This window comes from Streptomyces sp. NPDC005799 (genome assembly GCF_040630525.1).
Taxonomy (GTDB): Bacteria; Actinomycetota; Actinomycetes; order Streptomycetales; family Streptomycetaceae; genus Streptomyces; species Streptomyces griseorubiginosus_B.
The window spans coordinates 36,635-60,065 of record NZ_JBEXXQ010000031.1; the positions used below are offsets into that span (position 1 = coordinate 36,635).

At 71.1% G+C, this 23,431-nt stretch carries 22 protein-coding genes; 8 read left to right on the forward strand and 14 right to left on the reverse strand.

All coding sequences use genetic code 11. The annotated features are described in order from the left end of the window. Positions 1-6: 6 nt before the first annotated feature. A complete protein-coding gene (locus ABZ453_RS28150) occupies positions 7-1,425 on the reverse strand; it encodes a xylan 1,4-beta-xylosidase (protein ID WP_359018965.1) in 1,419 nt (472 codons plus the stop codon). Between the two features lie 123 nt (positions 1,426-1,548). On the opposite strand from ABZ453_RS28150, the gene ABZ453_RS28155 reads away from it, so the two are divergent. Next, positions 1,549-2,643 carry a DUF5925 domain-containing protein gene (locus ABZ453_RS28155; RefSeq protein WP_359018967.1) on the forward strand — a complete coding sequence of 365 codons (1,095 nt, stop codon included), beginning with the start codon at positions 1,549-1,551 and terminating at the stop codon, positions 2,641-2,643. 16 nt (positions 2,644-2,659) lie between these two features. Further along, positions 2,660-3,427, forward strand: coding sequence for a DUF72 domain-containing protein (locus ABZ453_RS28160; RefSeq protein ID WP_359019106.1), 768 nt, complete (start codon positions 2,660-2,662; stop codon positions 3,425-3,427). Between the two features lie 25 nt (positions 3,428-3,452). Here the strand turns inward: ABZ453_RS28160 and ABZ453_RS28165 are convergent, their stop codons facing one another. Continuing rightward, positions 3,453-3,824, reverse strand: coding sequence for a GntR family transcriptional regulator (locus ABZ453_RS28165; RefSeq protein ID WP_359018969.1), 372 nt, complete (start codon positions 3,822-3,824; stop codon positions 3,453-3,455). A 71-nt stretch (positions 3,825-3,895) separates the two neighbouring features. On the opposite strand from ABZ453_RS28165, the gene ABZ453_RS28170 reads away from it, so the two are divergent. Beyond that, the gene (locus tag ABZ453_RS28170) at positions 3,896-4,822 is read left to right on the forward strand and encodes a GNAT family N-acetyltransferase (protein WP_359018971.1); all 927 of its coding nucleotides are present in this window, start codon (positions 3,896-3,898) and stop codon (positions 4,820-4,822) included. Continuing rightward, the gene (locus ABZ453_RS28175) at positions 4,803-5,303 is read left to right on the forward strand and encodes a DUF402 domain-containing protein (protein WP_359018973.1); all 501 of its coding nucleotides are present in this window, start codon (positions 4,803-4,805) and stop codon (positions 5,301-5,303) included. The genes ABZ453_RS28170 and ABZ453_RS28175 overlap by 20 nt, the downstream gene beginning before the upstream one ends. 64 nt (positions 5,304-5,367) lie before the next feature. Here ABZ453_RS28175 and ABZ453_RS28180 read toward each other — a convergent pair whose 3' ends face one another. Continuing rightward, on the reverse strand, positions 5,368-5,994 hold the full coding sequence (locus ABZ453_RS28180) for a class I SAM-dependent methyltransferase (protein WP_359018975.1): 627 nt from the start codon (positions 5,992-5,994) through the stop codon (positions 5,368-5,370). A 139-nt stretch (positions 5,995-6,133) separates the two neighbouring features. Between ABZ453_RS28180 and ABZ453_RS28185 the strand changes: the two genes are divergently transcribed. After that, complete coding sequence (locus ABZ453_RS28185; RefSeq protein ID WP_280117550.1) at positions 6,134-6,268, forward strand: hypothetical protein; 135 nt, start codon at positions 6,134-6,136, stop codon at positions 6,266-6,268. A 6-nt stretch (positions 6,269-6,274) separates the two neighbouring features. Here the strand turns inward: ABZ453_RS28185 and ABZ453_RS28190 are convergent, their stop codons facing one another. Further along, positions 6,275-6,724 (reverse strand): GNAT family N-acetyltransferase, encoded by a 450-nt coding sequence (locus ABZ453_RS28190; protein WP_359018977.1) that lies wholly within the window; start codon positions 6,722-6,724, stop codon positions 6,275-6,277. Between the two features lie 160 nt (positions 6,725-6,884). Here ABZ453_RS28190 and ABZ453_RS28195 point away from each other — a divergent pair, with 160 nt between their 5' ends. Further along, positions 6,885-7,832, forward strand: a complete 948-nt coding sequence (locus ABZ453_RS28195) for a lytic polysaccharide monooxygenase (protein ID WP_359018979.1) — start codon at positions 6,885-6,887, stop codon at positions 7,830-7,832. Positions 7,833-7,890: 58 nt separating this feature from the next. On the opposite strand, the gene ABZ453_RS28200 is transcribed toward ABZ453_RS28195, so the two are convergent. Both ABZ453_RS28200 and ABZ453_RS28205 read right to left on the reverse strand, forming a co-directional pair. Next, positions 7,891-8,751 (reverse strand): alpha/beta fold hydrolase, encoded by an 861-nt coding sequence (locus ABZ453_RS28200; protein WP_359018981.1) that lies wholly within the window; start codon positions 8,749-8,751, stop codon positions 7,891-7,893. 172 nt (positions 8,752-8,923) lie between these two features. After that, the gene (locus ABZ453_RS28205) at positions 8,924-9,370 is read right to left on the reverse strand and encodes a MarR family winged helix-turn-helix transcriptional regulator (protein ID WP_359018983.1); all 447 of its coding nucleotides are present in this window, start codon (positions 9,368-9,370) and stop codon (positions 8,924-8,926) included. A 110-nt stretch (positions 9,371-9,480) separates the two neighbouring features. On the opposite strand from ABZ453_RS28205, the gene ABZ453_RS28210 reads away from it, so the two are divergent. Continuing rightward, positions 9,481-9,855: a cupin domain-containing protein gene (locus tag ABZ453_RS28210; protein ID WP_208785432.1), complete on the forward strand. Its 375-nt coding sequence runs from the start codon at positions 9,481-9,483 to the stop codon at positions 9,853-9,855. 3 nt (positions 9,856-9,858) lie between these two features. On the opposite strand, the gene ABZ453_RS28215 is transcribed toward ABZ453_RS28210, so the two are convergent. The 3 genes from ABZ453_RS28215 to ABZ453_RS28225 all read right to left on the reverse strand — a co-directional run bounded on the left by ABZ453_RS28215 (position 9,859) and on the right by ABZ453_RS28225 (position 15,303). Then, positions 9,859-10,833: a hypothetical protein gene (locus ABZ453_RS28215; RefSeq protein WP_359018985.1), complete on the reverse strand. Its 975-nt coding sequence runs from the start codon at positions 10,831-10,833 to the stop codon at positions 9,859-9,861. Continuing rightward, positions 10,830-14,252 carry a DNA polymerase III subunit alpha gene (locus ABZ453_RS28220; RefSeq protein WP_359018987.1) on the reverse strand — a complete coding sequence of 1,141 codons (3,423 nt, stop codon included), beginning with the start codon at positions 14,250-14,252 and terminating at the stop codon, positions 10,830-10,832. The genes ABZ453_RS28215 and ABZ453_RS28220 overlap by 4 nt, the downstream gene beginning before the upstream one ends. Before the next feature lie 133 nt (positions 14,253-14,385). Then, complete coding sequence (locus ABZ453_RS28225; RefSeq protein ID WP_359018989.1) at positions 14,386-15,303, reverse strand: alpha/beta fold hydrolase; 918 nt, start codon at positions 15,301-15,303, stop codon at positions 14,386-14,388. Positions 15,304-15,485: 182 nt separating this feature from the next. On the opposite strand from ABZ453_RS28225, the gene ABZ453_RS28230 reads away from it, so the two are divergent. After that, entirely contained in the window at positions 15,486-16,076 is a 591-nt protein-coding gene (locus tag ABZ453_RS28230; RefSeq protein ID WP_359018991.1) for a TetR/AcrR family transcriptional regulator, read from the forward strand. Positions 16,077-16,300: 224 nt separating this feature from the next. Here the strand turns inward: ABZ453_RS28230 and ABZ453_RS28235 are convergent, their stop codons facing one another. From ABZ453_RS28235 to ABZ453_RS28255, 5 genes are all read right to left on the reverse strand, one after another. Next, on the reverse strand, positions 16,301-17,137 hold the full coding sequence (locus ABZ453_RS28235; protein ID WP_359018993.1) for a slipin family protein: 837 nt from the start codon (positions 17,135-17,137) through the stop codon (positions 16,301-16,303). A gap of 112 nt (positions 17,138-17,249) precedes the next feature. Then, positions 17,250-18,149 carry a S1 family peptidase gene (locus tag ABZ453_RS28240; protein WP_359018995.1) on the reverse strand — a complete coding sequence of 300 codons (900 nt, stop codon included), beginning with the start codon at positions 18,147-18,149 and terminating at the stop codon, positions 17,250-17,252. 425 nt (positions 18,150-18,574) lie between these two features. Further along, positions 18,575-19,951 (reverse strand): NtaA/DmoA family FMN-dependent monooxygenase, encoded by a 1,377-nt coding sequence (locus ABZ453_RS28245; protein WP_359018997.1) that lies wholly within the window; start codon positions 19,949-19,951, stop codon positions 18,575-18,577. Next, positions 19,948-21,027: an LLM class flavin-dependent oxidoreductase gene (locus tag ABZ453_RS28250; RefSeq protein ID WP_359018999.1), complete on the reverse strand. Its 1,080-nt coding sequence runs from the start codon at positions 21,025-21,027 to the stop codon at positions 19,948-19,950. The genes ABZ453_RS28245 and ABZ453_RS28250 overlap by 4 nt, the downstream gene beginning before the upstream one ends. A 272-nt stretch (positions 21,028-21,299) precedes the next feature. Next, a complete protein-coding gene (locus tag ABZ453_RS28255; protein ID WP_359019001.1) occupies positions 21,300-23,093 on the reverse strand; it encodes an FAD/NAD(P)-binding protein in 1,794 nt (597 codons plus the stop codon). Positions 23,094-23,431 lie beyond the last annotated feature (338 nt).

Here is a 23,431-nt window from a genome sequence, read left to right on the forward strand (position 1 = left end):
AGCGGCCTACCGCTGAAGCCACTTCACCTCGTACGCCTGCATCTCGAACCGCTTGCCGTCGATCCGCGCGCTGATCGACCGGTCGAGGGTGTTGACCACCAGGACGGTCCTGTCGCTCGCCAGCACCCGGACGTTGGGCACGTCGTCCGCCGCGACGGACACGGTCTCGTACCTCGTGCCGGGCCGGAACGCCTGGTTGAACCGGGAGACCAGGTCGGACATGGGCAGCTTCCGCCCGCCGCCCGAGTCGTCCGTCGGCGTCCACAGACAGCCCGCGCAGGTGTCGCCCTTCTCGTCCTCCGGGTTCCAGTAGAAGCCGGAGGAGGCACCGCCCTTGACCATCGCGATCATCCCGGCGGCCTGGACGGCGACCCGGCGGGTCTCGGACCAGCCCTTGCGGTCGTCGTTGCCGTCGGCGGGTTCGACGTAGTACTCGGCCCACCACAGCGGCAGGTCGTGCGTCTGCTGCCGCACCCACCGGCCCACGGCGGTGAGCTTGTCGGTGGCCCCGAACTCGTCCGGCTTCATCTCGTCGTCGTTGGTGTAGCTGGAGCCGTCGACGACGACGAAGTCGGCGCCCGCCTTGTGCCCGTTCCAGTAGTCGAAGGCGTCCAGAACCCGCTGGTCCATGGCGCCCCAGGGTCCCTTGAAGGTCGTGGAGGCCTCGTCGGCGCGCGGATCGACGCTGTCCATCACCAGATACGGCCCGCCGACCATGATGTCCTTGTCCACCTTCTTCAGCGCCCGGTAGACCAGGTTGTAGAGCCGGGTGTACCCCTCGTAGTCCCAGCGGCCCTTGGCGTTGTTCCAGAAGCCCTTGAACTCGTTCCAGACGATGAAGTGCCGTACGTCCGGATAGCGCTGGGCGACGGTCGCGGCGAGCGCGGCGAAGTCGGCGTAGTGCTGCGGCTGCGGGGCGGTCTCCAGCGCGGACTGGCTCCAGTTGGTGTTGTCGACGCCGGCCTTGCCGCCCTTCATCCAGTCCGGGGCGCAGCACAGGGTGACGACCGGGGTGCCGCCCGATCTGCGGATGAAGTCGATCCGGCGGTCCATCGCGCCGAAGTCGTAACGGCCCCTCACCGGCTCGGGGTTGTCCGCGCCCCAGCCCATGAGCGCCTGGTCCTGCGGCATGCCCCCGGCGTCCTGGATCAGCTTCTCGACCCGGTCGGTCGCGGTGGAGCTGCCCTCGTCGGCGCTGTACTGGGTGTGGGTGAAGCCCCAGCCGACCTCGGGCTTGTCCTGGTCCGGCGGGGTCACCGGGGTGCCGTGCACCGTGGCGCCGTTCTTGGAGGTGCCCTTGGTGCCGCCGCTGTCCGGAAGCGTGTTGAGCAGGGTCACGACCAGCGCGAGTGCGGCGACGCCCACACCGAGCAGTGCGGTGAGCCGCCACCGCCGAGCCCCCGAAGTCCACCCATGACGTCCCATCGAGGCCAACAGTAATGGTGTCGGCGCCAGATAGGGCAGATGTAGTGAATGCACAGCTTCGCTACATTTTCCCATGGGGGAAATCCAGTGCGCGCAGTGCGTCGGTGTCGGATCATGGACGCCATGTCTGCGAACCCACACGACGCGTTGCCGATCCGGCTCAACGTCGACGACAGCGACTCGCCGTCCGACGTCGTCGACGCGCTGTTCCTCGGCCGCTTCGCGACGGGCGAGCAGCCGTACTCGCACGCGGCGAACATCGACCGGGTGCGCTCCGGGGCGACTCTGCTGCCGCCCGCCGCGCGGGTGCTGCGTGTGGCCCGCGACGACGACCGCAGCGCGACCCTGGCCGAGGGCGAGGGCTGGACGGTGCTGATCTCCCGCTGGAACCGGGGCGCGGACGTCACGGTCACGGCGACCAGCGCGGAGCTCGCGAAGAAGATCCTCGACCAGGCCACGGACGGCGCGGCGGACGAGCCCGAACCCCAGCCGGAGAACGTGACGATGGGCTTCTGGTACGTCTCCCCGAGGCGCGGCCCGCACCGAACCACCCGGCAGATCTCCGCGGGCACCTGGGACGAGGTGCGGGACAACTACACGGCGCCGGTGGCGGAGGCGATGGACCGCCTGATGAAGACGACGCCGGAGGACATCGCGGGCCGGCTGCTGCTGCTCCACGGCCCACCGGGCACGGGCAAGACCTCGGCGCTGCGTACCCTCGCCCGCTCCTGGCGGGACTGGTGCCAGGTCGACTGCGTCCTGGACCCCGAGCGCCTGTTCAGCGACGTCGGCTATCTGATGGACATCGCGATCGGCGAGGACGACTCGACGGGCAAGGCCCGCTGGCGGCTGCTCCTGCTGGAGGACTGCGACGAACTGATCCGCGGCGAGGCCAAGCACACGGCGGGCCAGGCACTGTCGCGGCTGCTGAACCTCACCGACGGACTGCTGGGGCAGGGCCGTAACGTCCTGGTGGGCGTCACGACCAACGAGGACCTGGAGCGTCTGCACCCGGCCGTGGTCCGCCCCGGCCGCTGCCTGGCCCGCATCGAGGTGGGCAGGCTGACACACCGCGAGGCGGTCGGCTGGCTGGGCACCGAAGAGGGCGTCGGCCGTGAGGGCGCGACCCTGGCCGAGCTGTACGCGCTGCGCCGGGGCACCTCACCGACCTCGGTGCCGGATCCCCGGGACGGGGCGGACGCGGGGCTGTACCTGTAGTGCTTTCATGGACGGTATGACCCTGTTCGTCGGGACGTCGGGGTGGCAGTACAAGGACTGGCGGGGTGTGCTCTACCCCGCCGGGTGCCCCATGCGACTGTGGCTCGAGGAGTACACGGCGCACTTCGCGACGGTGGAGATCAACAACGCGTTCTACCGTCTGCCGACGCGGGAGACCTTCGAGGCGTGGCGGGAGCGGGTGCCGGGCGACTTCGTGGTCGCGGTGAAGGCGAGCCGGTACCTCACCCACATCAAGCGGCTACAGGAGCCCGAGGAGCCGGTCGACCGACTGATGACCCACGCGGCGGGTCTCGGCGATCGGCTGGGCCCGGTCCTTCTCCAGCTCCCGCCCACCCTGAAGGTCGACCCGGGCCTGCTGGACACCTGCCTCGGCTGCTTCCCGCCGGGCACCCGGGTCGCGGTCGAGCCGCGCCACGAGTCCTGGTGGACGCCGGAGGTACGCAAGGTCCTTGAGACCCGGGGCGCGGCCCTGTGCTGGGCGGACGTCCTCTCCCGCCCGGTCACCCCGCTGTGGCGCACCACGGACTGGGGCTACGTCCGCTTCCACCAGGGCCGCGCCCAACCGTGGCCGCACTACGGCCGCCGGGCGCTGGAGACATGGGTGACCCGGATCATGAGCACCTGGGGGGCGACCGAGGACGTCTACGCCTACTTCAACAACGACCCGACGGGGGCGGCCGTACACGACGCGACGACGTTCGCGAAGGCGGCCCGGGCAGCGGGCGCCCCGGTCACCCGCACCCCATCGCTGTCGCCCGCCTGATGTGCCGCCGCTGTGCGAACTCCGCTCAGCCCGCGCCGTACCCCGCCCGCAACGCGTCCCGCACCGCGGCCAGCGCATCGGCCTCCGGCAGCCCCAACCGCCGCGCCCGGTCCACGTACGCCTGGGCCGCCGCCGCGAGCTCCCGTTCCGCCGCCGAGCCCGCCGCCGCCACGTACGTCCCGTTCCGGCCCCGCGTCTCGATCACCCCGTCGCTCTCCAGCGCCCGGTACGCCTTGGCCACGGTGTTGGCCGCCAGCCCCAGCGACTCGGCGAGCCCCCGCACGGTCGGCAGCCGGTACCCCACCGGCAGCACCCCCGTCCGCGCCTGCTCGGAAATCTGCGCCCGCACCTGCTCGTACGGCGCGGCACTGTCGTCGATGTGGATCTTCAAGGTCACGGCCCGATTGTCCCGTACCCGCCGGAAAATGGGAGGCACCCGGGCTCGGCTCCCCCGTAGCGTGCGCCTTCATGACAGTAACCGTGCGCGACCTGCGCCCCGACGACCGGAAAGACCTCGAGGACTTCGCCCTCATCCGCCATCTCGGCCTCCCCTACGTCATGTGGACCGCCGACGCCATCCGTCACCACCTTCTGCGCACCCACCCGGACGCGAAGGCCCGGGCGCTGGTGGCGGAGGAGGACGGCGAGATGATCGGCACGGCCCAGATCGGCCTGGCCCACGACAGCCCGCAGCCGGGCCAGGGGTTCCTCAACATCTACGTGCACCCGGACCGGTTCCACCGCGGCGCCGGCCGTCTGCTGGTCCAGGCGTCCGAGGAGCACCTGATCGCGCACGGTGCGACGAAGCTGTTCGCGTGGGTCCTCGACGAGCCGGCCAACCGCGCCTTCGCCGAGCACCACGGCTACCGCGCCAGCCGCTCGGCCGGCTTCCTCCGGCTGGACCTGGCGAACGTCACGCTGCCGCCCCTGCAGGACCCGCCGCCCGGCACCGAACTGCGCAGGGCCGCCGACTTCGCGGACGACCCGCGCCCGCTGTTCGAGTTGGACGCGGAGACCACGGCGGACGAACCGAGCGACGTGGACGCCGAGTTCACGGACTACGAGCTCTGGATCGAGGAGAACTGGAAACACCCGTGCCTCGACCTCGACCTGACCACGGTGGCGGTCGTCGACGGCCGCCCCGCCGCCTTCACCGTGGCCTACACGGACGGCACCCGCTACTTCACCGCCATGACCGGCACCGCCCGCGCCTTCCGCGGCCGGGGTCTGGCCAAGCTCGCCAAGAACCACTCGCTGCACCGCGCCCGCGCCGCCGGCTTCGCCGAGGCCCACACGGGCAACGACGCCGGCAACGGCCCCATGCTCGCGATCAACAAGTGGCTGGGGTACGAGATCTCCGCGTCGGAGGTGCGCTATGTCCGCGAACTCGGCTGAGCCGGTCCGGCGGTTGAACGTCGTCCTCGTCAAGGCGGGCCGCACCAAGATCGGTTATGAGGCCGACCTCGTCGAGGACGACGGCGACCGGATCGCCGTGCGCGCCCTCTGGGCGGGCGAGGGGGTCCGTGACTTCGGGTTCGTGCGCTTCGAGAAGGGCGACGTCTTCACCGAGTACTACTGGCGGGACCGCTGGTACGCGGTGAAGGAGGTCCGTGACGCCGAGGGCGGGCTGAAGGGCTGGTACTGCGACGTCACCCGCCCCGCGGTCCTCTTCGGCTCGGAACTGATCGTCGAGGACCTCGACCTGGACCTGTGGCGCTCGGCCGACGGCAGGGACGTACGCCGTCTGGACGAGGACGAGTTCGCGGCCAGTGGCCTGGCGGAGACGGACCCTCAGGCGGCGGCAGCGGCGGTCGCGGCCCTGGACACCCTGGAGCGGCTGGCCCGCGAGGGCGGCTTCGACGCGCTCCTGGCCTGAGGGGTCCTTTCACCATGCCCGTCCGGGTCGCTCATAGTGAAAGGACCCCTGAGGCGCCGCCGCCTCACACCAGCGCCACCACCGCGTACCGCTCGTCCTCGACCGGCCTTCCCCACAGCACCGCGTCCTGCGACAGCGGCTCCACCCGCACCTGCTCGGCCAACGACTCGACGAGCCCGGTGAGCGTGCCGGCCGGTATGCCGGCCGGCGTGACCGTCCCCCACACCCCCTCGATCAGGATGAGCCGCCCGCCCGGCCGCAGCAGCCCTCTCCAGTGCCGCAGCGCGCGGCCGGGATCGGGCAGGGCCCACAGCACATGCCGTACGAGCACGACGTCGAAGCGCTGCTCCCCCACCGGCGGTGCCGCCGCGTCGCCGACCAGGAACACCGCGTCACGCCCGGCCAGCTTGGCCCGCGCCAGCTCGACCATGGCCGGTGAGGCGTCCACGCCCGTGACGCGGTGTCCCTGTTCGGCCGCGAGGAGCGACAGACTGCCCGTGCCGCAGCCGAGGTCGAGGACGTCCGAGGACCGTCCCGGCAGCCAGTCGCCCAACCGGCCCGCCCAGGCCCGCCGTACCTCCGGATCGCGCAGTCCGTGGTCCGGCTCGTCGTCGAAGGAGGCGGCCTCGGCGTCCCAGTCGATGCCGGAACCCGCGTCCGCCCCGGTCAGGGCTTCACTGTCGTTCGTCATGCTCCCCAGAGTGACACCCGCCACTGACAGTCGAATCGTGACAGCCGCCACTGACAGACCCGCACCGATGAGTCACTCTCCCGAAAAGGGTCTACCTCCGTGCGAACGCGGAACTCGGTGGGCACTGAAGGAGGCAGCCATGCGCCGGACCACTGTGCAGAAGCCCCTGAAGAAGTCGGACTCGCGCAGGGTCCACGAGGAAGCCGACGAGCGTCCCGCCGGGCGCCCGGAGGTGCGGAAGGACATCGCACGAACGTGGTGGCCCGACGGGTGAGGGCACTCAGTCGAGCCGCTTGCGGTAGTGGACACGGTCGTAGGGGCCGTCCACCCGCCGCTCCACGACCTCGTAGCCGAACTTCGGATAGATCTTCTGGTTCTCCCACATCATCGCGTTGGTGTAGAGCCTGACCTCGGGCAGACCGAGCGCACGCGCGCGTGCCTCGACGAAGCCCAGCAGCCGTCGCCCCACCCCCGTGCCGTGTGCGTCGGGGTGGACGGCGATGCTGTCGAGGAACAGATGGTCGTCGCGCTCCTCCAGCACGACGAGCCCGAGGACGGGATCGCCCGTCACGAACACCTTCCCCGCGGCCACGTTCGCCGCGTGGTCCGCCTCCATGGGCACCGGAACCACCCCGATCCGTTCGATGTAGGGGTGGTACGCGGCGTCGGTCACGGCCTTCACGGCCGCCACGTCGGCGGCCCCGGCCGCCCGGATCCCGTCGTCTGCCATGCCGGCACGCTCCCTACCTGATCCCAGTCTCAGCACTCCCTTAACGCGAGCATAAGGATCTCCCTCGCCCGTCCCCAGCAGGCGATTTCACGGTTTCTCGGGGCTAGCTTCTGATCACACCCCACGGGATTCACCCAGGACCGTTCCGAGGAGATTCCGCATGCCCGCACGCCTCCGCAAGGCCGTCACGATCGCCGTCCTCGGCGCGACCCCGCTCGCCCTGACCACCCTCGCCGCCGCCCCGGCGTCGGCGCACGGGACGATGGGCGACCCGGTCAGCCGGGTCGCGCAGTGCTACGCGGAGAACCCGGAGAGCCCCAAGTCGGACGCGTGCAGGGCAGCGGTCGCGGCCGGCGGCACCCAGGCGCTCTACGACTGGAACGGCATCCGCATCGGCGACGCGAACGGCCGGCACCAGGCGCTGATCCCGGACGGCAAGCTGTGCAGCGCGGGCAACGAGGAGTTCAAGGGCCTCGACCTGCCCCGTGCGGACTGGCCGGCGACGGGCGTGCGCGGCGGGTCGTACACCTTCAAGTACCGCGTGACCGCCCCGCACAAGGGCACGTTCACCGTCTACATCACCAAGCCGGGCTACGACCCGACGAAGCCGCTCGCCTGGAAGGACCTGGATCTGTCCGCCCCGGTGGCGAAGGCCACCGACCCGGTCGCCGCGAACGGTTTCTACACGTTCTCCGGCACCCTCCCCCAGCGCTCGGGCCGGCAGCTCCTGTATGCGATCTGGCAGCGCTCGGACAGCCCGGAGGCCTTCTACTCCTGCTCGGACGTCACCTTCGGGGGCGGCGCAGGGGCCACCGGCTCGGCACCGGCTCCGACCGCCTCCGCACCCTCCGACCGGCAGATCGCGGCCGGTGCCGACAAGTCGACGGTCGAGCACCACGGTCACGGCGACCAGGACGCCGCCACGTCGGCCGAGCCGGCGGCCGCCAACACGCCGAGGGCGGCCGGTGCCGTGGAGAACCTCGCCGAGACGGGAGGCGGTGGCAGCACCCCGTACCTCGCGATGGGCGGTGCGGCGGCGCTCGCGCTGGGGTCGGCGGCGCTGTTCGCCTCGGTCCGCCGGCATGCGACGACCTCAGGCCGTCGGTAGACCCCACGGGGGGCGGGGCCTGTCCGGCGGCTCAGGTCGGACAGGCCCCGTTCGTGCGTCAGCTCAGCACCGACGCACAGGTGGTCGTGGTGGCGTGCGCCGGGTCGAGCGCGTTGGCCACCTCGTGGAAGGCGAGCCGGTCACTGAGACCCATCAGGACATGCTCGGAGAGGTCGAGCGAGCACAGGTTCTGGATGAGGACGTTGTGCACGTCGGAACCGCTCAGGAACTGACTCCTGTACGGCGTGACGACCTCGTCGTACTTGCTGGCGATGACGGTGTAGTGGATGCCGGGGACGGTGTCGCCGCCGGCGTTGAGCTTGGTGAGGAAGGCGGACCCGACGATCTGGTCGGCGAGGCCCGGAACGGACGAGGACAGCAGGTCGGACGCTCCCGGGAAGTACGGCAACAGGTTGGTGAGGCCGTCCAGGTCGGTTCCGTGGTTGTCGGGTGCGATGCCTACCAGGGCGTTCACCTTGGCGGCTCCGCCGAGGAACCTCAGGTAGTAGCGGGGCATCATGCCGCCCTGCGAGTGGCCGACGATGTCGGCCTTGGCGGCTCCGGTGGCGGCGAGCACCTTGTCGACGAAGGCGGAGAGCTGCTCGGCCGACTTGTCGATGGGGCCGAGGCCGTAGAAGACGGGGACGCCGGAGAGCTGGCCGTAGTCGAGGGAGAAGACGCAGTAGCCGCGGCTTTCCAGGTAGGGGGCGAGGCCCAGCCAGTTGTCGACCGAGTTGCCGAGGGTTCCGTGGACCAGGACGACGGGGCGGGGGTGGGTGGCGGAGGGCTTGCAGGAGTAGTCGTTCCAACCGCTGCTCGGGGCCGTGGAGGCATGGGCGGCGGTGGCGGGGACGAGGGCGACCGCGGCGGTCAGCAGCACCGCGGCCAGGGGTCTGAGCACTCGGTTCCAGGGCAGCATCGTGTGATCTCCTTGCGGCTCAAGGGAGTTGCGATGGCCTTACGCCCTGTGATCCGGATCACGAAGGATGCTGTTCACTCGTCAAGTTACGAGCGAGTAGTGCAAGTGTGAAGTTACGCGTCAGTAAAAACTTCCAGTGGTAACTGACTCGGCGGTAGAGGCTGAGGAACCGTCACCAGGCGGGCCTGACAGGACCATAGGGTGCGATCCGCCACAACTGCTCCCACAACACCCGCACTTCACTCTCCCCGAGTACACCCGCCCACCCCCGTACCACCTCGGCGGCCGCTTCCTCCGCGGCCCGGGTGCACGCCCACCCCCGCTCGGTCAGCACGACCAGCCGCGCCCGGGCGTCCCCGGGGTGCGGCCGCCGCTCGGCGAACCCCTTGCGCACGATCTCGTCGACGAGCTGACTGGCGGCCTGTTTCGTCACCCCGAGATGGGCGGCGAGCTCGGTCGCCGTCGCGCCGTCCGGGGCGAGCCGGGCGAAGGCGAACCCGTGAGCGGGCCTGACCCCTTCGAAGCCCCGGGCGACGACGCCCTCGTTGATGCGCTGCGTCAGCTCACCGGCGACGGCGAGCAGGGTTGCCGAAAGGGCCATGGCCTCGGAGTTCTGCACGCAGGCATTGAAGCACCCTTGACGAGATGGTCAAGTTGCTTGACCATGGAGGCGAGTAACATGGTCAAGCAACTTGACCATGTGATCGGCATCCGACCGGAGAGGCACCCATGCCCGTCATCCGCACATCCGAAGCCGTCACCCATGAGATCCACGGCGCCCGCTTCGTCTCGTACGCGACGCCCCTCACCGGGAGCAAGGAGCTCTGCGCCTGGCGCGGCGAGATCCCCCCGGGCACCAAGGCTCCCGTCCACACCGTCACCCGCGAGGAGATCTTCCATCTCCTCGTCGGCGAACTCCTGATCACCCTCGACGGCCGCACCGACCGCGTCACCGCGGGCGACACCGTCATCGTCAACCCCGGCGCGACCCTGGGCGTCGAGAACCCGACCGATCAGACAGCCATCTCCTGGGTCACCACATCCATCGGCCTGGAGGCGGAACTGGCCGACGGCACCCGACTCACCCCGCCCTGGGCGAACTGACGCTCACGCCACCAGCGCCCCCGGGATCACCGCCCCCGGGCCGAACTTCGCCCTGATCCGGTCCGCGGTCTGCTCGATGCGGCGGACCTTCTCGTCGACCGGGTCGAAGGTGAGCTGGTAGGAGGCCTGGTCGGCGGGGCTGAGGGACTCGGCGCGCAGGACGAGGGCGCGGACCCGGGCGCGTTGCAGGCCGAGGGCCTCGTACATGCCGTACGCCGTCCTGGTCAGGGCGGCGGAGTGCGCGGTGGGTTCCTTCAGGGTGCGGGTGCGGGTCGTCGAGGAGCGGTCGGCGTAGCGGACCGTGAGGGTGAGGGTGCGGCAGATCTTGTCCAGGGCGCGGAGGCGGGCGCCCAGTTCCTCGGCGGCCGACAGAAGGGCGCGGCGGTGCCGGTCGGGATCCAACTCGTCGCGATCGAAGGGGCGTTCGGTGGCCAGGGAGCGGGAGACGCCGTTCGGGACGACCCGTCCGCGGTCGACGCCGTTCGCCTTCTCGTGCAGTTCTCGGCCCGTCCTCGCGCCGACCAGCCGCTGGAGCGTGGACAGCGGCGCGGCGGCGACCCGCCCCAGGGTGTCGAGGCCGTACTCGGACAGGGTGCGGGCCGTCGTCGCCCCCACGCCGGGAAGCGCGCTCACCGGCAGGTCCGCGAGGAACTCCGCGCTGCCCTCCGGATCACCGGGCACCTCGCAGGTCACCCCGGGCCGGGCCGCCTCCAGCGCCACCCGGGCCAGCATCGGCCCCGGTCCGGCGCCGATCACACAGTCGACCCCGTACAGCGCGAGGGCGCGCACCCGGATCACCGACGCCAGTTCGACCGCCCCGCGCCCGAAGTACCGCTCGGCGCCCCGCAGATCGGCCAGCGCCGCATCCGGCGGCAGCGCCTCCACGACCGGGGTGAACTCCTCCAGCAGTCCGAGCAGCCCGGGCAGGGCCGTCTCGGACTCCGGCGGCAGCTGGAAACGTACGCACACGATGGTCATCCCGCACTCCCCGGACTCTGGTGCCACAACTTCCGTACCTGCGAAGGCTCCTGACCCGCCGGGCGCAGATCGGCCCATGGGTTGAGTTCGTATCCGGTGGGCAGCTGGATGCGCCGGCCCCGCGCCGGATCGCCGCCCGTCCCTTCCACCGCCGGCTCCGCCAGCCGCTTCGCCACCTCCTCGAGCCCGCCCTCGGCGCGCAGTTCGACCAGTTCGGCGAGGTTCCAGGCGGCGGAACCCACCACGCTCAGACTGCGCGGCCCGCGCCGCTGTACGACCCCGCGCACCAGCAGCAACCAGGAGTGAAAGACGGTGTGGGCGCACGCGTCGTGGGAGTCGTCGAAGAAGGCGAGATCGACCAGGCCCGTCCCGTCGTCCAGCGTGGAGAAGATGACCCGCTTGCCGGACCGGATCGGCGGTGTCTGGGTCGCCGCCTTGGCCCCCGCGACCAGCACGGTCTCCCCGTGCCGCGCCTCCCGCAGCCGCCGCGCCGACACCACGCCCAGCTCGTCCAGGAAGACCCGGTGATCGTCCATCAGGTTGCGCGAGGCGTCCATGGACAGCACACCCAGCTCGGCGCTGAGCTTCTCCGTCTCCGACAGGTCCGGCAGCCCCGCGGACGCGGTCTTCCGCCCGCCGGCCAAGGGCAGTTGGCCGCCGCCCGCGCCCCGTGCCCCGCGATGCAGTTCGGTCAGGTGCAGCTGCAGATCACGCCGGTTGGCGCCGAACGCGTCCAAGGCGCCGACCTGGGCGAGCCGTCCCGCGAGCGGCCGGCTGGGCCGCGCCCGCTCCCAGAAGTCCAGCAGCGAGTCGTAGGGCTGCCCTTCCTCGATCCGCGCGGCCTCGGCCTCACTGACCCCGTACACATCGCAGAGCGCCAGCCGCAGTCCCCACACCCCATCAGATTCAGACACCAGTTCGATCCGGTGTGCGACCGCCGACTTGTTCACATCCAACGGCAGCACCGGCACCCCCCGTCGCCGCGCGTCCGCCAGCAGCAACCGCTTCGGGTACATCCCGGGATCATGCGTGAGCAGCCCCGCGTAGAAGGCGGCCGGATGATGGGTCTTCAGCCAGGCCGACTGGTACGTCGGTACGGCGAAGGCCACCGCGTGCGCCTTGCAGAACCCGTACGACCCGAAGGCCTCGATGATCTCCCAGGTCCGCCGAATCGTTTCTCCGTCATATCCGTTGGCCGCCGCGTGCTGGGCGAACCACACCTTGATCCGCCCCTGCGACTCCGGATCGGACAGCCCGCGCCGCACCCGGTCCGCCTCCCCGCGTCCGCAGCCGGCCATGATCGCGACGATGTCGATGATCTGCTCGTGGAAGACGACCACCCCATGGGTGCCCCGCAGCGGCTCCTCCAGATCCGGATGCGGATACCGGACGGGCGCCCGTCCGTGCCGGGCCTCGATGAACGGCCGCACCATGTCGGCGGCGACGGGCCCGGGCCGGAACAGCGAGATGTCCACCACCAGATCGTGAAAAGTACTCGGCTGCAGCCGCCCCACCAGATCCCGCTGACCAGGCGACTCGATCTGGAAGCACCCCAGCGTCTCGGCGGACCGGATGAGCTGGTACGTGGCCGGGTCACCTCCCGCCAACCCGTCCAGGTCGATCCGCTCCCCCGTCGCCCGCTCCACCTCGGCGACCGCGTGCGCCATGGCCGACTGCATCCGCACACCCAGCACGTCCAGCTTGAGCAGCCCGAGATCCTCCACGTCGTCCTTGTCGAACTGTGACATGGGAAATCCTTCGCCGCTGGTGGGCATGACCGGCGTACGGCTCAGCAAGGAGGCGTCCGACAGCAGCACCCCGCACGGATGCATGGCCACCCCGCGCGGAAGGGCGTCAAGAGCCTCGACCAGCTCCCAGAGCCGCCCGTACCTCTCCTTCTCCCCCGCCAGGGCCTTGAGCTCGGGCAGTTCCTCCAGCGCCGCCCGGGCGTCGCGCGCCCGGATGTGCGGGAAGGACTTGGCGATCCGGTCGATCTCGTCCGGGTCCATGGACAGGGCGGCGCCCACGTCCCGGATCGCGTGCCGCACCCGATAGGTCTCCGGCATCGCGACCGTGGCGACCCGCTCCTCGCCGAACCGGCCGATGACCGCCCGGTAGACCTCGAGCCGGCGCGCGGACTCCACATCGATGTCGATGTCGGGCAGCACGACCCGCTCCTTGGACAGGAAGCGCTCCATCAGCAGCCCGTGTTCGATCGGATCGGCGTTCGCGATACCCAGCAGATGGTTCACCAACGACCCGGCACCGGACCCACGAGCGGCTACACGGACTCCCATCTCCCTTACATCATCGACGACTTGAGCGACCGTCAGAAAATAGGAGGCGAAACCGTGATGACCGATGATGTCCAGCTCATCGTGCATCCGCTCCCAGTAGTCACGCCGGTCCGTGTAACCGTGCAGCACCATGCCCGCCGCCGCCCGGGAGGCCAGCGCCCGCTGAGCGGTACGGCGTCCCGCACCGACGAGGTGCGCCTCGGGGAAGTGGACCGTCCCCATGCCCAGGTCGTCCTCGGGATCGACCAGGCACTCGGCGGCCACGGACTGCGTCTGCTCCAGCAGCCGGTGGGCGGTCTCCCGCCGGTACCCCGCCGCCTCGACGATCCGCTCCGCCCCGCGGAACATCTCATCCGCGCCCTTGAGCCAGGCCTCCCCCGAGTCCAGCTCCTTCCTGGGGTCGATCGGGACGAGCCGCCGAGCCGCGTCCAGGACGTCGGCGACCGGCCCGAGCCCGCGGTCGGCATAACGGACGGCGTTGCCGAGCACCGGCCGGACCCGCTGCTCGGCGGCGAAGCCCAGGGTGCGGGCGGCCAGCCGCAGCGACCCGGCCCCGGTGCCCTCACGCCCGTGCCAGACGACCTCCAGGCGCAGGGCGTCCCCGTAGACCTCCCGCCAGGGCCCGAGCAGCCGGGCCGCACGATCCGGCCGCCCGGCGGCAAGGGCCCGCCCGACGTCGGAGGCGGGGCCGAGCAGGACGGTCACACCGTCGGCGTGATTGTCCGCCCAGGTCAGCAGGGGCTGTCCCACCCCCGCATGCGCCGCCGTGACCAGCCGGCACAGATCCGCCCAGCCACGAGCCCCCGCACGCGCCAGATAGACAACCCGAGGCATCGACTCATCGACAAAGGAACCACCGCGCACAGGGTTACGGCGCCGCCCTCCCCCCACGGACTCCGGCTCCGAGCCCCCCACCGCCAGCTCCACCCCGAACAGCGGCCGCACCCCCGCTCCCGCACAGGCCTTGGCGAACCGGACAGCACCGGCGAGGGTGTCGCGATCGGTGAGAGCCAGGGCGTCCATCCCCCGTTCGGAGGCGCGCTCGGCCAGCCGCTCCGGGTGCGAAGCGCCGTACCGCAGGGAGAACCCGGAGGCGGTGTGCAGATGAGTGAAGCCCGGCACCCGCACCTCCCGTTATCGAACATCAGTTCCCGACCGTCCCACCTCCACCATAGACCAAAATCAGAACGCTTGTGCGATAACGGTCCGGGCACCCTTCACCTGGGAAAACACCGGCGGGCGAGCGGTCGGGGCGTCACTTGCTCCGCAGCGTGCCCAGCGCTTCGGGATCCTCCGCCAGCGCGGTGGCCGCCGCCTTCCAGCCGGTGTCCCCGGGGTGGAGGGCGCTGCGCAGGTAGGCCGAGCTGAGCTGCTGGATCAGGGCGACGCGCGCGGGATTCTCATCCGTCGTCTCGACGACCTCGTACCCGCAGATGCCGCCGAGCGAGTGCTCACCCCCGAACAGCGTGAGCAGGCTCTTGTCGCCCGGGCTGTAGGTGTACGGGTCGGTGAACCAGTCCGGTCCGCGCGTGGAGAGCGCGGACTGGTCGTTGTCCCCGGCGACGATCAGGGCCGGAGTGGTCATGGTGTCGAAGGACGGCTTCATGAAGGGGAAGTGCTCGGCGGCGAACGGGGTCAGGGTGTCGCCCAGGCCGGTCAGCGCGAGCAGCACACCCGCCTTCACCCGGGGGTCGGACATGTCCTGGCCGGGCTTGCCGTCGGAGCCGAGGACGCGGGCACCCAGCAGCGCGCTCGCCGTCTGGGCTCCCCAGGAGTGGCCGGCCACGGCGATGCGGTCCCGGTCGAGGCGCCCGGCGAGGCCCGGCACGGCGGCTTCGAGGACGTCGAGCCCGTCCAGCACGCGCGTGAGGTCCTCGATGCGGATGCGCCAGATCCGCGGCGTACGGGGGTCCTCGGGCGGCAGGCCGAGCGTCCTGGAGTCGAGGTGGGTGGGCTGGACGACCACGAAGCCCTGCGCGGCCCAGTAGTCCGCCAACGGGAGGTAACCGTCCATGGACCAGCCGAAGCCGTGCGAGAAGACGATGACGGGCAGATCGTCGCCGCTCGCGGGGGCGGACACGCGGACCTGGAGGTCCTCGCCGCGGCCCGGGGCGGGCAGAACGAGCGGCCGCGCGGACACCACTGTGGCGGGCGCGGTCTTGGATGCGGACATGGGGATGCCTTTCGGTACGTACGTGAGTGCGAGCGGCGATCGCCGCGGGCACGGGCGCGCTGAGGGCAACGGTTGGCCGTAGGCCTGCCCCTCTGCCATCATGAAGGAAACGGAACCTTGTTCCACCTAAGATACGGAACGCTGATCCGTTTCGCAAGATCGGCCGTCGAAGGAGAGCCGCGGTGAACGACGAGGGCCGGAGCCCGGGAAGCTCAGCCAGGTCGAATCGCAAGGACGCCCGGCGCAACCAGCAGGCCCTGCTGGACGCGGCCGCCGCGGTCTTCGTGGCCTCGGGCGTGGACGCGCCGGTGCGCGACATCGCGGCCGAGGCCGGCGTCGGGGTGGCCACCATCTACCGCCACTTCCCCACCCGGGCGGACCTCGTCGTCGCCGTCTACCGCCACCAGATCGACGCCTGCGCCGAAGCCGGCCCCACCCTGCTGGCGGCCGGCCCCACCCCCTATGCCGCCCTGGGGAAGTGGGTCGACCTCTTCGTCGACTTCCTCGTCACCAAACACGGCCTCGCAGCCGCGATGCAGGGCGACAGCGCCGGCTTCGAGACGCTCCACGCCCTTTTCCTCGAACGGCTCCTGCCGGTGTGCGCCCAACTCGTCGAAGCCGCCGACGCCTCCGGCGAGATCCGCCCGGGCATCGACGCCTACCACCTCATGCGCGGCATCGGAAACCTCTGCGTCGGCGCCGAGAGCGACCCCCGCTACGACGCCCGCCGAATGGTCACGCTCCTCGTAGCCGGCCTACGCCAACCGAACTGATCACGCGCCCACGGTGCCGTGAAGACCACGCGCCCACGGCGAGAAGGGGACGGGGTGGGGGGTGTCCGCCCGCAGTGTCGGGCGTCAAGAAACAGCACCGCATGACCAACAGCACCGCCCGACCGAGGACGGACACCCCCCGCCCCGGCCCCGACCCACAACCAAACCGTAGGCGCTACGCGCACCCCCACCGAAGCCGCACAGGCGCCGCAGGCATCCCGCGGCTACTCCCCCGCCTCGGACTCCCCGGCCGCCGGCAACTGCTCCCGCACCGCCCGCTCCGGAACCTGCGGCGCCACCCCCTGCTGCGCCCGCTCCAGGAACCGCAGCAGCTCCACCGGGAACGGCAGCACCAGCGTCGAGTTCTTCTCGGCCGCCACCGCGGTCACCGTCTGCAGCAGCCGCAACTGCAAGGCGGCCGGCGTGTCGGCCATCTGCTGCGCCGCCTCGGCCAGCTTCCTCGACGCCTGCAACTCCGCGTCCGCGTTGATGACCCGGGCCCGCCGCTCACGGTCCGCCTCGGCCTGCCGAGCCATCGACCGCTTCATGGTCTCGGGCAACGAGACGTCCTTGATCTCGACCCGGTCGATCGTCACCCCCCACTCGACCGCCGGACTGTCGATCATCAACTCCAGTCCCTGATTGAGCTTCTCCCGATTGGACAGCAGATCATCCAGCTCGCTCTTGCCGATGATGCTCCGCAACGAGGTCTGAGCCATCTGCGCGACAGCGAACCGATAGTCCTCGACCCGCACCACGGCCTCCGCGGGCCCGGTCACCTTGAAGTACACGACGGCGTCGACCCGCACGGTGACGTTGTCCCGGGTGATCCCCTCCTGCGCGGGCACCGGCATCGTCACGACCTGCATGTTGACCTTCTGCAGCCGGTCCACGAACGGCACGATCATCGTGAACCCCGGCCCGCGCACCTCGTCGCGCAGTCTGCCCAGCCGGAACACCACCCCGCGTTCGTACTGCTTGACGACCCGCGCCGCCGCCATCACGTACACCGCCCCGGCTGACGCGAGGGTCACTCCCGCCGCCACCAGCGCCTCGACCATGTCGGCCCCCTGGGGACTGAGCGCTACCTGTACTCCGAAGGTAACTCCGCCACCCGAACAAGAGGGAGCCCCCGCACACCGGTTGTGTACGGGGGCCACTCACCACCGGACGTCAGCCGATGCTCACGCCGTAGTAGCTCAGCGCCTCGGTCACCGGCTGGAAGAAGGTCGTACCGCCGGAGCTGCAGTCGCCGCTGCCACCGGAGGTCAGCCCGTACGCCACACTGCCGCCGTACAGCGGACCACCGCTGTCGCCGCCCTCGGCGCACACCGTGGTCTGGATCAGACCGTAGACGACGTCACCGCTGCCGTAGTTGACGGTGGCGTTCAGCGCGGTGACCCGCCCGCTGTGCGTACCGGTGGTCGATCCACGGCGGTACACGGTCGTGCCCACGCTCGGCGTGGCCGCGCTGGAGATGGTCTGGCTGCCGACCGTGCTCGGGTGCGAGATGGAGGAGTTGGTGTAGCGCACCAGCGCGAAGTCGTTGCCCGGGAAGCTGTAGCCCACGTTGGTGCCGAGCACCGTGGAGTGGCCGGAGTTGGAGTACCAGGTGGAGGCGACCTCACCGCAGTGGCCGGCGGTCAGGAAGTAGTAGGTGCTCCCGCTGTGCACGTTGAAGCCCAGGGAGCAGCGGTACTGTCCGCCGTAGATGGCGTCGCCGCCGGAGATCAGCGGCTTGAACTGCCCGGCCGAGCGCTTGATGGTGAGGGCCCCGGCGTTGGCGCCGGCCTCGCGCTTGATCTTGGCGATCTCGGCCTTGGAGACCGTGCTGTCGACGGTGACCAGGACACGGTTGGTCTTGCTGTCGACGGCCCAGGCGGTGCCGGGGACATCGGCCTTGAGCACCGAGGCGTCCGCACTCTTGAGCGCGCTCGCGCTGAAGGCGGGGGACTCGGACGCGTTCGCGCTGGGGACCGCGATCGCGGCGGCGGCCACGAGACCGGTGGTGACGGCGATCAGCCGGGTCCGTCTCGAAATGCCGCTGCGGGGGGTTGTGCGCTTGATCCTCACGTTCGTTCCTCCCAAGGGGAAGTCGGGGGGCCCGCGTGGGGTCGGGGCCCCGTGAGGCGCAGCCCGGGGCATGATCGTCCGGGTTCCGGACAAGCCGTGCCCCTGACAAGCGCTTGTCGGGGAGTATTCGGCCCAACGACCGCTAGCCGCAAGGGCGCCTTTCGGCCGTCAACCTGTGAACGAACCATGCGTTTTGGCCAGACACGCCCTGGTTCCGCGTGGCCGTGGCCTCGCTGCCCCGGGAGGCGGCGCGTTGCGGCATCGGGGTCGAAGTCCCGTACTTCTCACGCCTTTTCGCGCCCCGGCACGACCACCCACCGCTCTCCGCACCGAGCGCGACGTCGACGTCCGCCGTCCGGCTTCGGCGGATGTCCGGAAGTCGACCGTCCGGATCGTCCTCGGTCCTGCCGGCTCCCCCGCACCACTCAGGCGCCGGGGTGGTCCAGCCCGAGATGGGAGCGGAGGGTCGAGCCCCGGTACTCCGTGCGGAACACCCCGCGTTCCTGGAGCAGCGGCACCACCCGGTCCACGAACTCGTCCAGTCCGCCCGGGGTGAGATGCGGTACGAGGATGAAACCGTCGGCGGCGTCCCGCCGCACGAACTCCTCCAGCTCGACGGCGACCGCGTCCGGGGTCCCGATGAAGGACTGCCGGGCGCCCGCCTCGATCACGGTCTCCCGGATGGACAGCCCCTTCTCCTTGGACGGGCACGCCTCCCCCACTCTCGAACTCCGCTCGAGCGGGGGGACCCCCATCTCGGCGATCACGACGCTGTCGCCGCGCCGAGTCCGCCCCTGGGTGATCGCCGAGTCCGCCACCGGGTCGATCTCGGGGAGCGGCCCGTCGGGGTCGTACGCCGACAGGTCGACGCCCCAGATCTGCTCCAGGGCGAGGATCGCGTTCTGCGGGGAGACCTGCTGCCGCCGGATCTCGGTGGCCCTCTCCTGTGCCTCGGCGGCGGTGTCGCCGAGGACGACGGTGACGCCGGCCATGATCTTCAAGTCCCCCGGTTCCCGGCCGTACTTGGCGAGGCGGCGCTTCACATCGGCGTAGAAGGCGCGCCCCGCCTCCAGCGAACCGTGCCGTGTGCTGTGCCATCCCGGGGGATGACCCCCGGACCCCCAGCCGGAAAAGATCACGTCGGCGATGGAGGCGGCGAACTCCCGCCCTTCTCCCGAGTCCCCCGCCTGGATGACCACCGGATGACCCTGTGGTGAGCGCGGCACGGTGAACTCACCCGCGATGTCGAAGTGCCGCCCGCGGTGGGCGAACGGCCGGCTGACGCCGTCCGGCGTCCAGGAGTCCCACAGCTTCCGGGCCACCTCGACGAACTCGGCGGCTCGCGTGTACCGGTCGGCCCGGTCGAGGAAGCCGCCGCGGCGGAAGTTCTCGCCGGTGAAGGCGTCGGAGGAGGTCACCACGTTCCAGGCGGCCCGGCCGCCGCTGAGGTGGTCCAACGTGGCGCATCTGCGGGCGAGTTCGTAGGGCTCGTTGAAGGTGGCGTTGACGGTGGCGGCGAGCCCGAGGTGCTCGGTCACCCCCGCGAGAGCGCCCAGCACGGTGAGCGACTCTGGGCGTCCCACCACGTCCAGGTCGTGGATGCGGCCCTTGTGCTCGCGCGGTCTCAGTCCCTCGGCGAGGAAGAAGAAGTCGAACAGGCCGCGTTCGGCGGTGCGGGCGAGGTGCTCGAAGGACGAGAAGTCGATCTGCGACCGTGACCGCGGATCCGCCCACACGGTGGTGTTGTTGACGCCGGGGAAGTGGGCCGCCAGGTGGATCTCTTTTCGAGGCCGTACGGTCATGACGCTCCCCCTGTCACGGCGTACCGGTTGGCGGGCCTGGCCAGGCCCAGGTGCTCCCGGAGCGTGCTGCCCGGATAGAAGGTGCGGAACAGCCCGCGGTGCTGGAGCAGCGCCACCGTGCCGTTGACGAGCCGCTCCAGGTCACGGCGCGGCTCGGCGGGTGTGAGGTGGAAGCCGTCCACGACACCGTCGGTGTGCCAGGCGGTGATCAGCTCGGCGAGGTCCACCGGGCCGCCCCGGTACAGCGGGCCCTGCGCGGTCTGCCGGGGCCCGCCCCCGCCATGCCCCGGCTCGGCCGCGTGCTCCCCGTCACCGAGGTCGACGAGCAGGCTCGCGAGAACGCGCAGGGTGTCGGGATCCCGCCCGAACTCGGCGGCCGTGGCACGCAGTTGTTCCCGTACGGCGGCGGCCTGAGCGGCGCTGGCGGCGCGCACGAGGACCACGTCGGCGTACCGGGCCGCGGTGCGCCGGGCCTGTCCTTCGGTCGCGTCGACCACCCGGACGGGGTGGCCCTGCGGGGGACGCGGCACGATCGAGGGGCCCTTCACGGAGAAGCCTGCGCCCGCGAAGTCGACGTGGTGCAGCTTGTCGCGGTCGATGAAGCGGCCGGTGCTCACGTCCCGTATCTCGGCGTCGTCCTCCCAGCTGTCCCACAACCTGGCGGCCACGTCGGCCACTTCACCGGCCTCGCGCCACAACTCCTCGGCGGGAGCGGCGTGCCGGCGGCCGAAGAGGCGGGCCTCGCCCTCGGTGGTCGACACGTCGATGCGCCAGCCGGCCCGGCCCCGGCTGACCCAGTCGAGGGTGGCGACGGCGGCCTGGACGTGGAACGGCTCGGTGTGCGTGGTGGTGACGGTGGGGACCAGGCCGACGCGGCGGGTGGCGGGCGCGACACGGGACAGGACGGCGAGCGCGTCGGGCCCGGGCCGGGCGAAGGTGTCGCCGAGGGTCACGAAGTCCAGCCCGCCCCGCTCGGCGAGCCGTGCCAGCTCGACGTACGGGCCGGCGTCGAACACCGTCGGCTGATCGAGAGCGGCGGCCAGGTGCAACAGCCCCCGGCCGTGCGATGAGGTCATGGAGAGGAACCTTTCGAAGAGCCCTGGATGGAAGAACCCGCGCACGAGGCCCACACGACGACGCCCCGCGCTTCACGCCTCCGCGGCCGCCCCGGACCGCCCACGCCACGACCGACGCGAACCGCACACCACCGGGACGAACCGCACTCCGCCACCGCGGACCACCCGAGCTGCACGACTGCCGACGACCCGAGCTCCACCCCCACGGGCCACCCCCGCTACACCCCACCCCGAACGACCCGCGCTTCCAGCCGCCACGCCCGCTCCGGCCGTCATGCCGCTGCTCGGGAGGCCAGTTCGGTCAGGAAGCGCAGTGCCGCCCGTGCCGTCGCGTCGTTCTGGCGGAACGCGGGGCCGCCCGTGCGCGGCCGGGTGAAGGCGCCCGGGGTGCGGCCGTCGGTGTAGGGGCCGAGCGCGAAGCGCCGGGGGTGCGGTCGCCCGGCCCGGTCGAGGATCCGTCCGTCGCCGGGATCGACCCGCAGCAGGCCGTCCGCCGTCTCGGCGGCCCCGTCGGCCTGCAGCTCGCGCAGCAGCGTGTCCCGCGCCCGCCCGACGGTGGGCTCCGGCAGCCGCGCCTCGACCAGCGCCCGCGCCTCGACGACCGCGCCCGGCACGGTGGCACTGGCCGCCCGGAACACCCCGTCCTCCGCGGTGACGGTCATGTCGGCGCCCAGGAACTTCAGCACACCGGCCCGGGAGAGTGCCAGCATCTGCCGCAGCCGGGGCCCGGGCGGACCGGAGGCCAGATAGCTGAAGAACCCGTGCCACCAGGGCCCGATGTCACCGAGCCGGATCAGCTGCCCGTAGACGGACAGCAGCGCCAGGAAGACCGCCAGGTCGGGGTCGTACCGCGGATCGTGCCGTCTGCTCAGATCGCGCTCGACATATCCGCGCAGCCCCTCCTGGAACTCGTCCAGCGACCCGTACCGCACCCCGTCCAGGGGCCGGTCGAGCGCGGCGAGGTCCAGCCGGTCCCCGGCATCGGGCACGGCGGACGCGACCAGCGCCTGGATCTCCGCCCCGCTCCCCGCCGCGTACTTCTCCTCGAAGTCGGCCCAGGACATCGCGGTCCGCTCCGGATGCACGGTGAACAGCCGGTGGTAGTGGGCGAACCCCAACTCCTTCTCCACCAGCGGCCACACGTCCCGCCGGAAGTCGAACCCGCCCGGCTTGGCGAGCAGTTCACCGACCTCGCCGGGCCCGAAGAACCGCGGCAGCGGCGGCCGCTCACCACTCCAGTCGTAGCCGATCTTGGAGTGGTACGGCACTCCGCGCCGCGATCCGACGTACAGCACCGGCTCCCGCCCGGACGGCACATAGGTGTCGCCCTCGTACCGCCCGCCCCTCCCCTCGGTGAGCAGCACCATCAGGTCGACGAAGGCCAGCCCGAACCCGCGGACCAGGACCGGTTCACCGGCCCGGAGCGGGGACAGATCGCTGTCGGCGGTGAAGTCGGGTGGCAGGTGCACCAGCCCGTGTTCACCCGCGTAGTCGGCCAACTCACGCTGCTGCTCGTCGAGTTCCGCGTCGAGATGGCCGATGGCCAGCACCACCAGATCGGCCGGGAGAGGTCTGGAGCGACCCTCCAGCCACACCTGCTGACGCCCCTCGCGCGGACCGCCGATCCGCAAAGCCCGCCGCGGGTGGTGGTGGACGGTGATGTCCGGGGGCAGCGCGGCGACGGCCTGTTCGTGCACCCAGCGCAGATAGGAGCCCTGCAGCTGCCGGTCCGCGAAGACACCGCCGTCGATGCCGGCCCACTCGTGCAGCGTGGGACCCTCGCGCACCGGGCCCTCCATGGCCACCGTCTCGTCGGTGAACATGGTGACGTCCTCGGCGTGCGAGTTCATCCACAGCAGCGGCGACTGCGCAGCCCGCCAGATCCGTCCGGCGCCCGGCGGATGCGGGTCGACGAGATGGATGTCGAGACCCGAACCGCCGTACAACTCGGAGGCGTTGGCGGCGATCCGCTCGATCAGACCGGTCCCCCGCGGCCCGGCCCCCACGACCACCAGGGAGTGCCGCTCGGACTCGGCGGGGAATGCGACAAGGGTGTCGGAGGACATGCGAAGGCTCCGCGACGTAGGTGGAACACGGTGGTGCCTTCACACGGATACGCAGCAGGGCGCAGTACGGCCGAGCCCCTCAGCAGGACCGTCCGTCGACTGTACGGGGCCGTTTCCCGTCACTGTCAAGGCCGTCCAGCATATGAGCCGCACGTCTCATCTCAGTTGACGCGGAACCGGATGCCTGTTCCACTTACTCCATGCATCCACAGCAGTGGCTGGTCAAGCGCTCCCACATCGACTTCGGTCGCGTGTGGTCCTGTTCCTGTTGAGCCGACCGCTCTGCCCGCGCCCTGCCCGGCGCCGCTCATCTTCTTCCTCTCGCCTTCACACGCACA

What these genes read in the sequence shown, in the direction of transcription:
- ABZ453_RS28150 (WP_359018965.1), bottom strand. Translation starts at nt 1,425, where the DNA reads ATGGGACGTCATGGGTGGACTTCGGGGGCTCGGCGGTGGCGGCTCACC.
- ABZ453_RS28155 (WP_359018967.1), top strand. Translation starts at nt 1,549, where the DNA reads ATGTCTGCGAACCCACACGACGCGTTGCCGATCCGGCTCAACGTCGAC.
- ABZ453_RS28160 (WP_359019106.1), top strand. Translation starts at nt 2,660, where the DNA reads ATGACCCTGTTCGTCGGGACGTCGGGGTGGCAGTACAAGGACTGGCGG.
- ABZ453_RS28170 (WP_359018971.1), top strand. Translation starts at nt 3,896, where the DNA reads ATGACAGTAACCGTGCGCGACCTGCGCCCCGACGACCGGAAAGACCTC.
- ABZ453_RS28175 (WP_359018973.1), top strand. Translation starts at nt 4,803, where the DNA reads ATGTCCGCGAACTCGGCTGAGCCGGTCCGGCGGTTGAACGTCGTCCTC.
- ABZ453_RS28180 (WP_359018975.1), bottom strand. Translation starts at nt 5,994, where the DNA reads ATGACGAACGACAGTGAAGCCCTGACCGGGGCGGACGCGGGTTCCGGC.
- ABZ453_RS28185 (WP_280117550.1), top strand. Translation starts at nt 6,134, where the DNA reads ATGCGCCGGACCACTGTGCAGAAGCCCCTGAAGAAGTCGGACTCGCGC.
- ABZ453_RS28190 (WP_359018977.1), bottom strand. Translation starts at nt 6,724, where the DNA reads ATGGCAGACGACGGGATCCGGGCGGCCGGGGCCGCCGACGTGGCGGCC.
- ABZ453_RS28195 (WP_359018979.1), top strand. Translation starts at nt 6,885, where the DNA reads ATGCCCGCACGCCTCCGCAAGGCCGTCACGATCGCCGTCCTCGGCGCG.
- ABZ453_RS28200 (WP_359018981.1), bottom strand. Translation starts at nt 8,751, where the DNA reads ATGCTGCCCTGGAACCGAGTGCTCAGACCCCTGGCCGCGGTGCTGCTG.
- ABZ453_RS28210 (WP_208785432.1), top strand. Translation starts at nt 9,481, where the DNA reads ATGCCCGTCATCCGCACATCCGAAGCCGTCACCCATGAGATCCACGGC.
- ABZ453_RS28215 (WP_359018985.1), bottom strand. Translation starts at nt 10,833, where the DNA reads ATGACCATCGTGTGCGTACGTTTCCAGCTGCCGCCGGAGTCCGAGACG.
- ABZ453_RS28225 (WP_359018989.1), bottom strand. Translation starts at nt 15,303, where the DNA reads ATGTCCGCATCCAAGACCGCGCCCGCCACAGTGGTGTCCGCGCGGCCG.
- ABZ453_RS28235 (WP_359018993.1), bottom strand. Translation starts at nt 17,137, where the DNA reads ATGGTCGAGGCGCTGGTGGCGGCGGGAGTGACCCTCGCGTCAGCCGGG.
- ABZ453_RS28245 (WP_359018997.1), bottom strand. Translation starts at nt 19,951, where the DNA reads ATGACCGTACGGCCTCGAAAAGAGATCCACCTGGCGGCCCACTTCCCC.
- ABZ453_RS28250 (WP_359018999.1), bottom strand. Translation starts at nt 21,027, where the DNA reads ATGACCTCATCGCACGGCCGGGGGCTGTTGCACCTGGCCGCCGCTCTC.
- ABZ453_RS28255 (WP_359019001.1), bottom strand. Translation starts at nt 23,093, where the DNA reads ATGTCCTCCGACACCCTTGTCGCATTCCCCGCCGAGTCCGAGCGGCAC.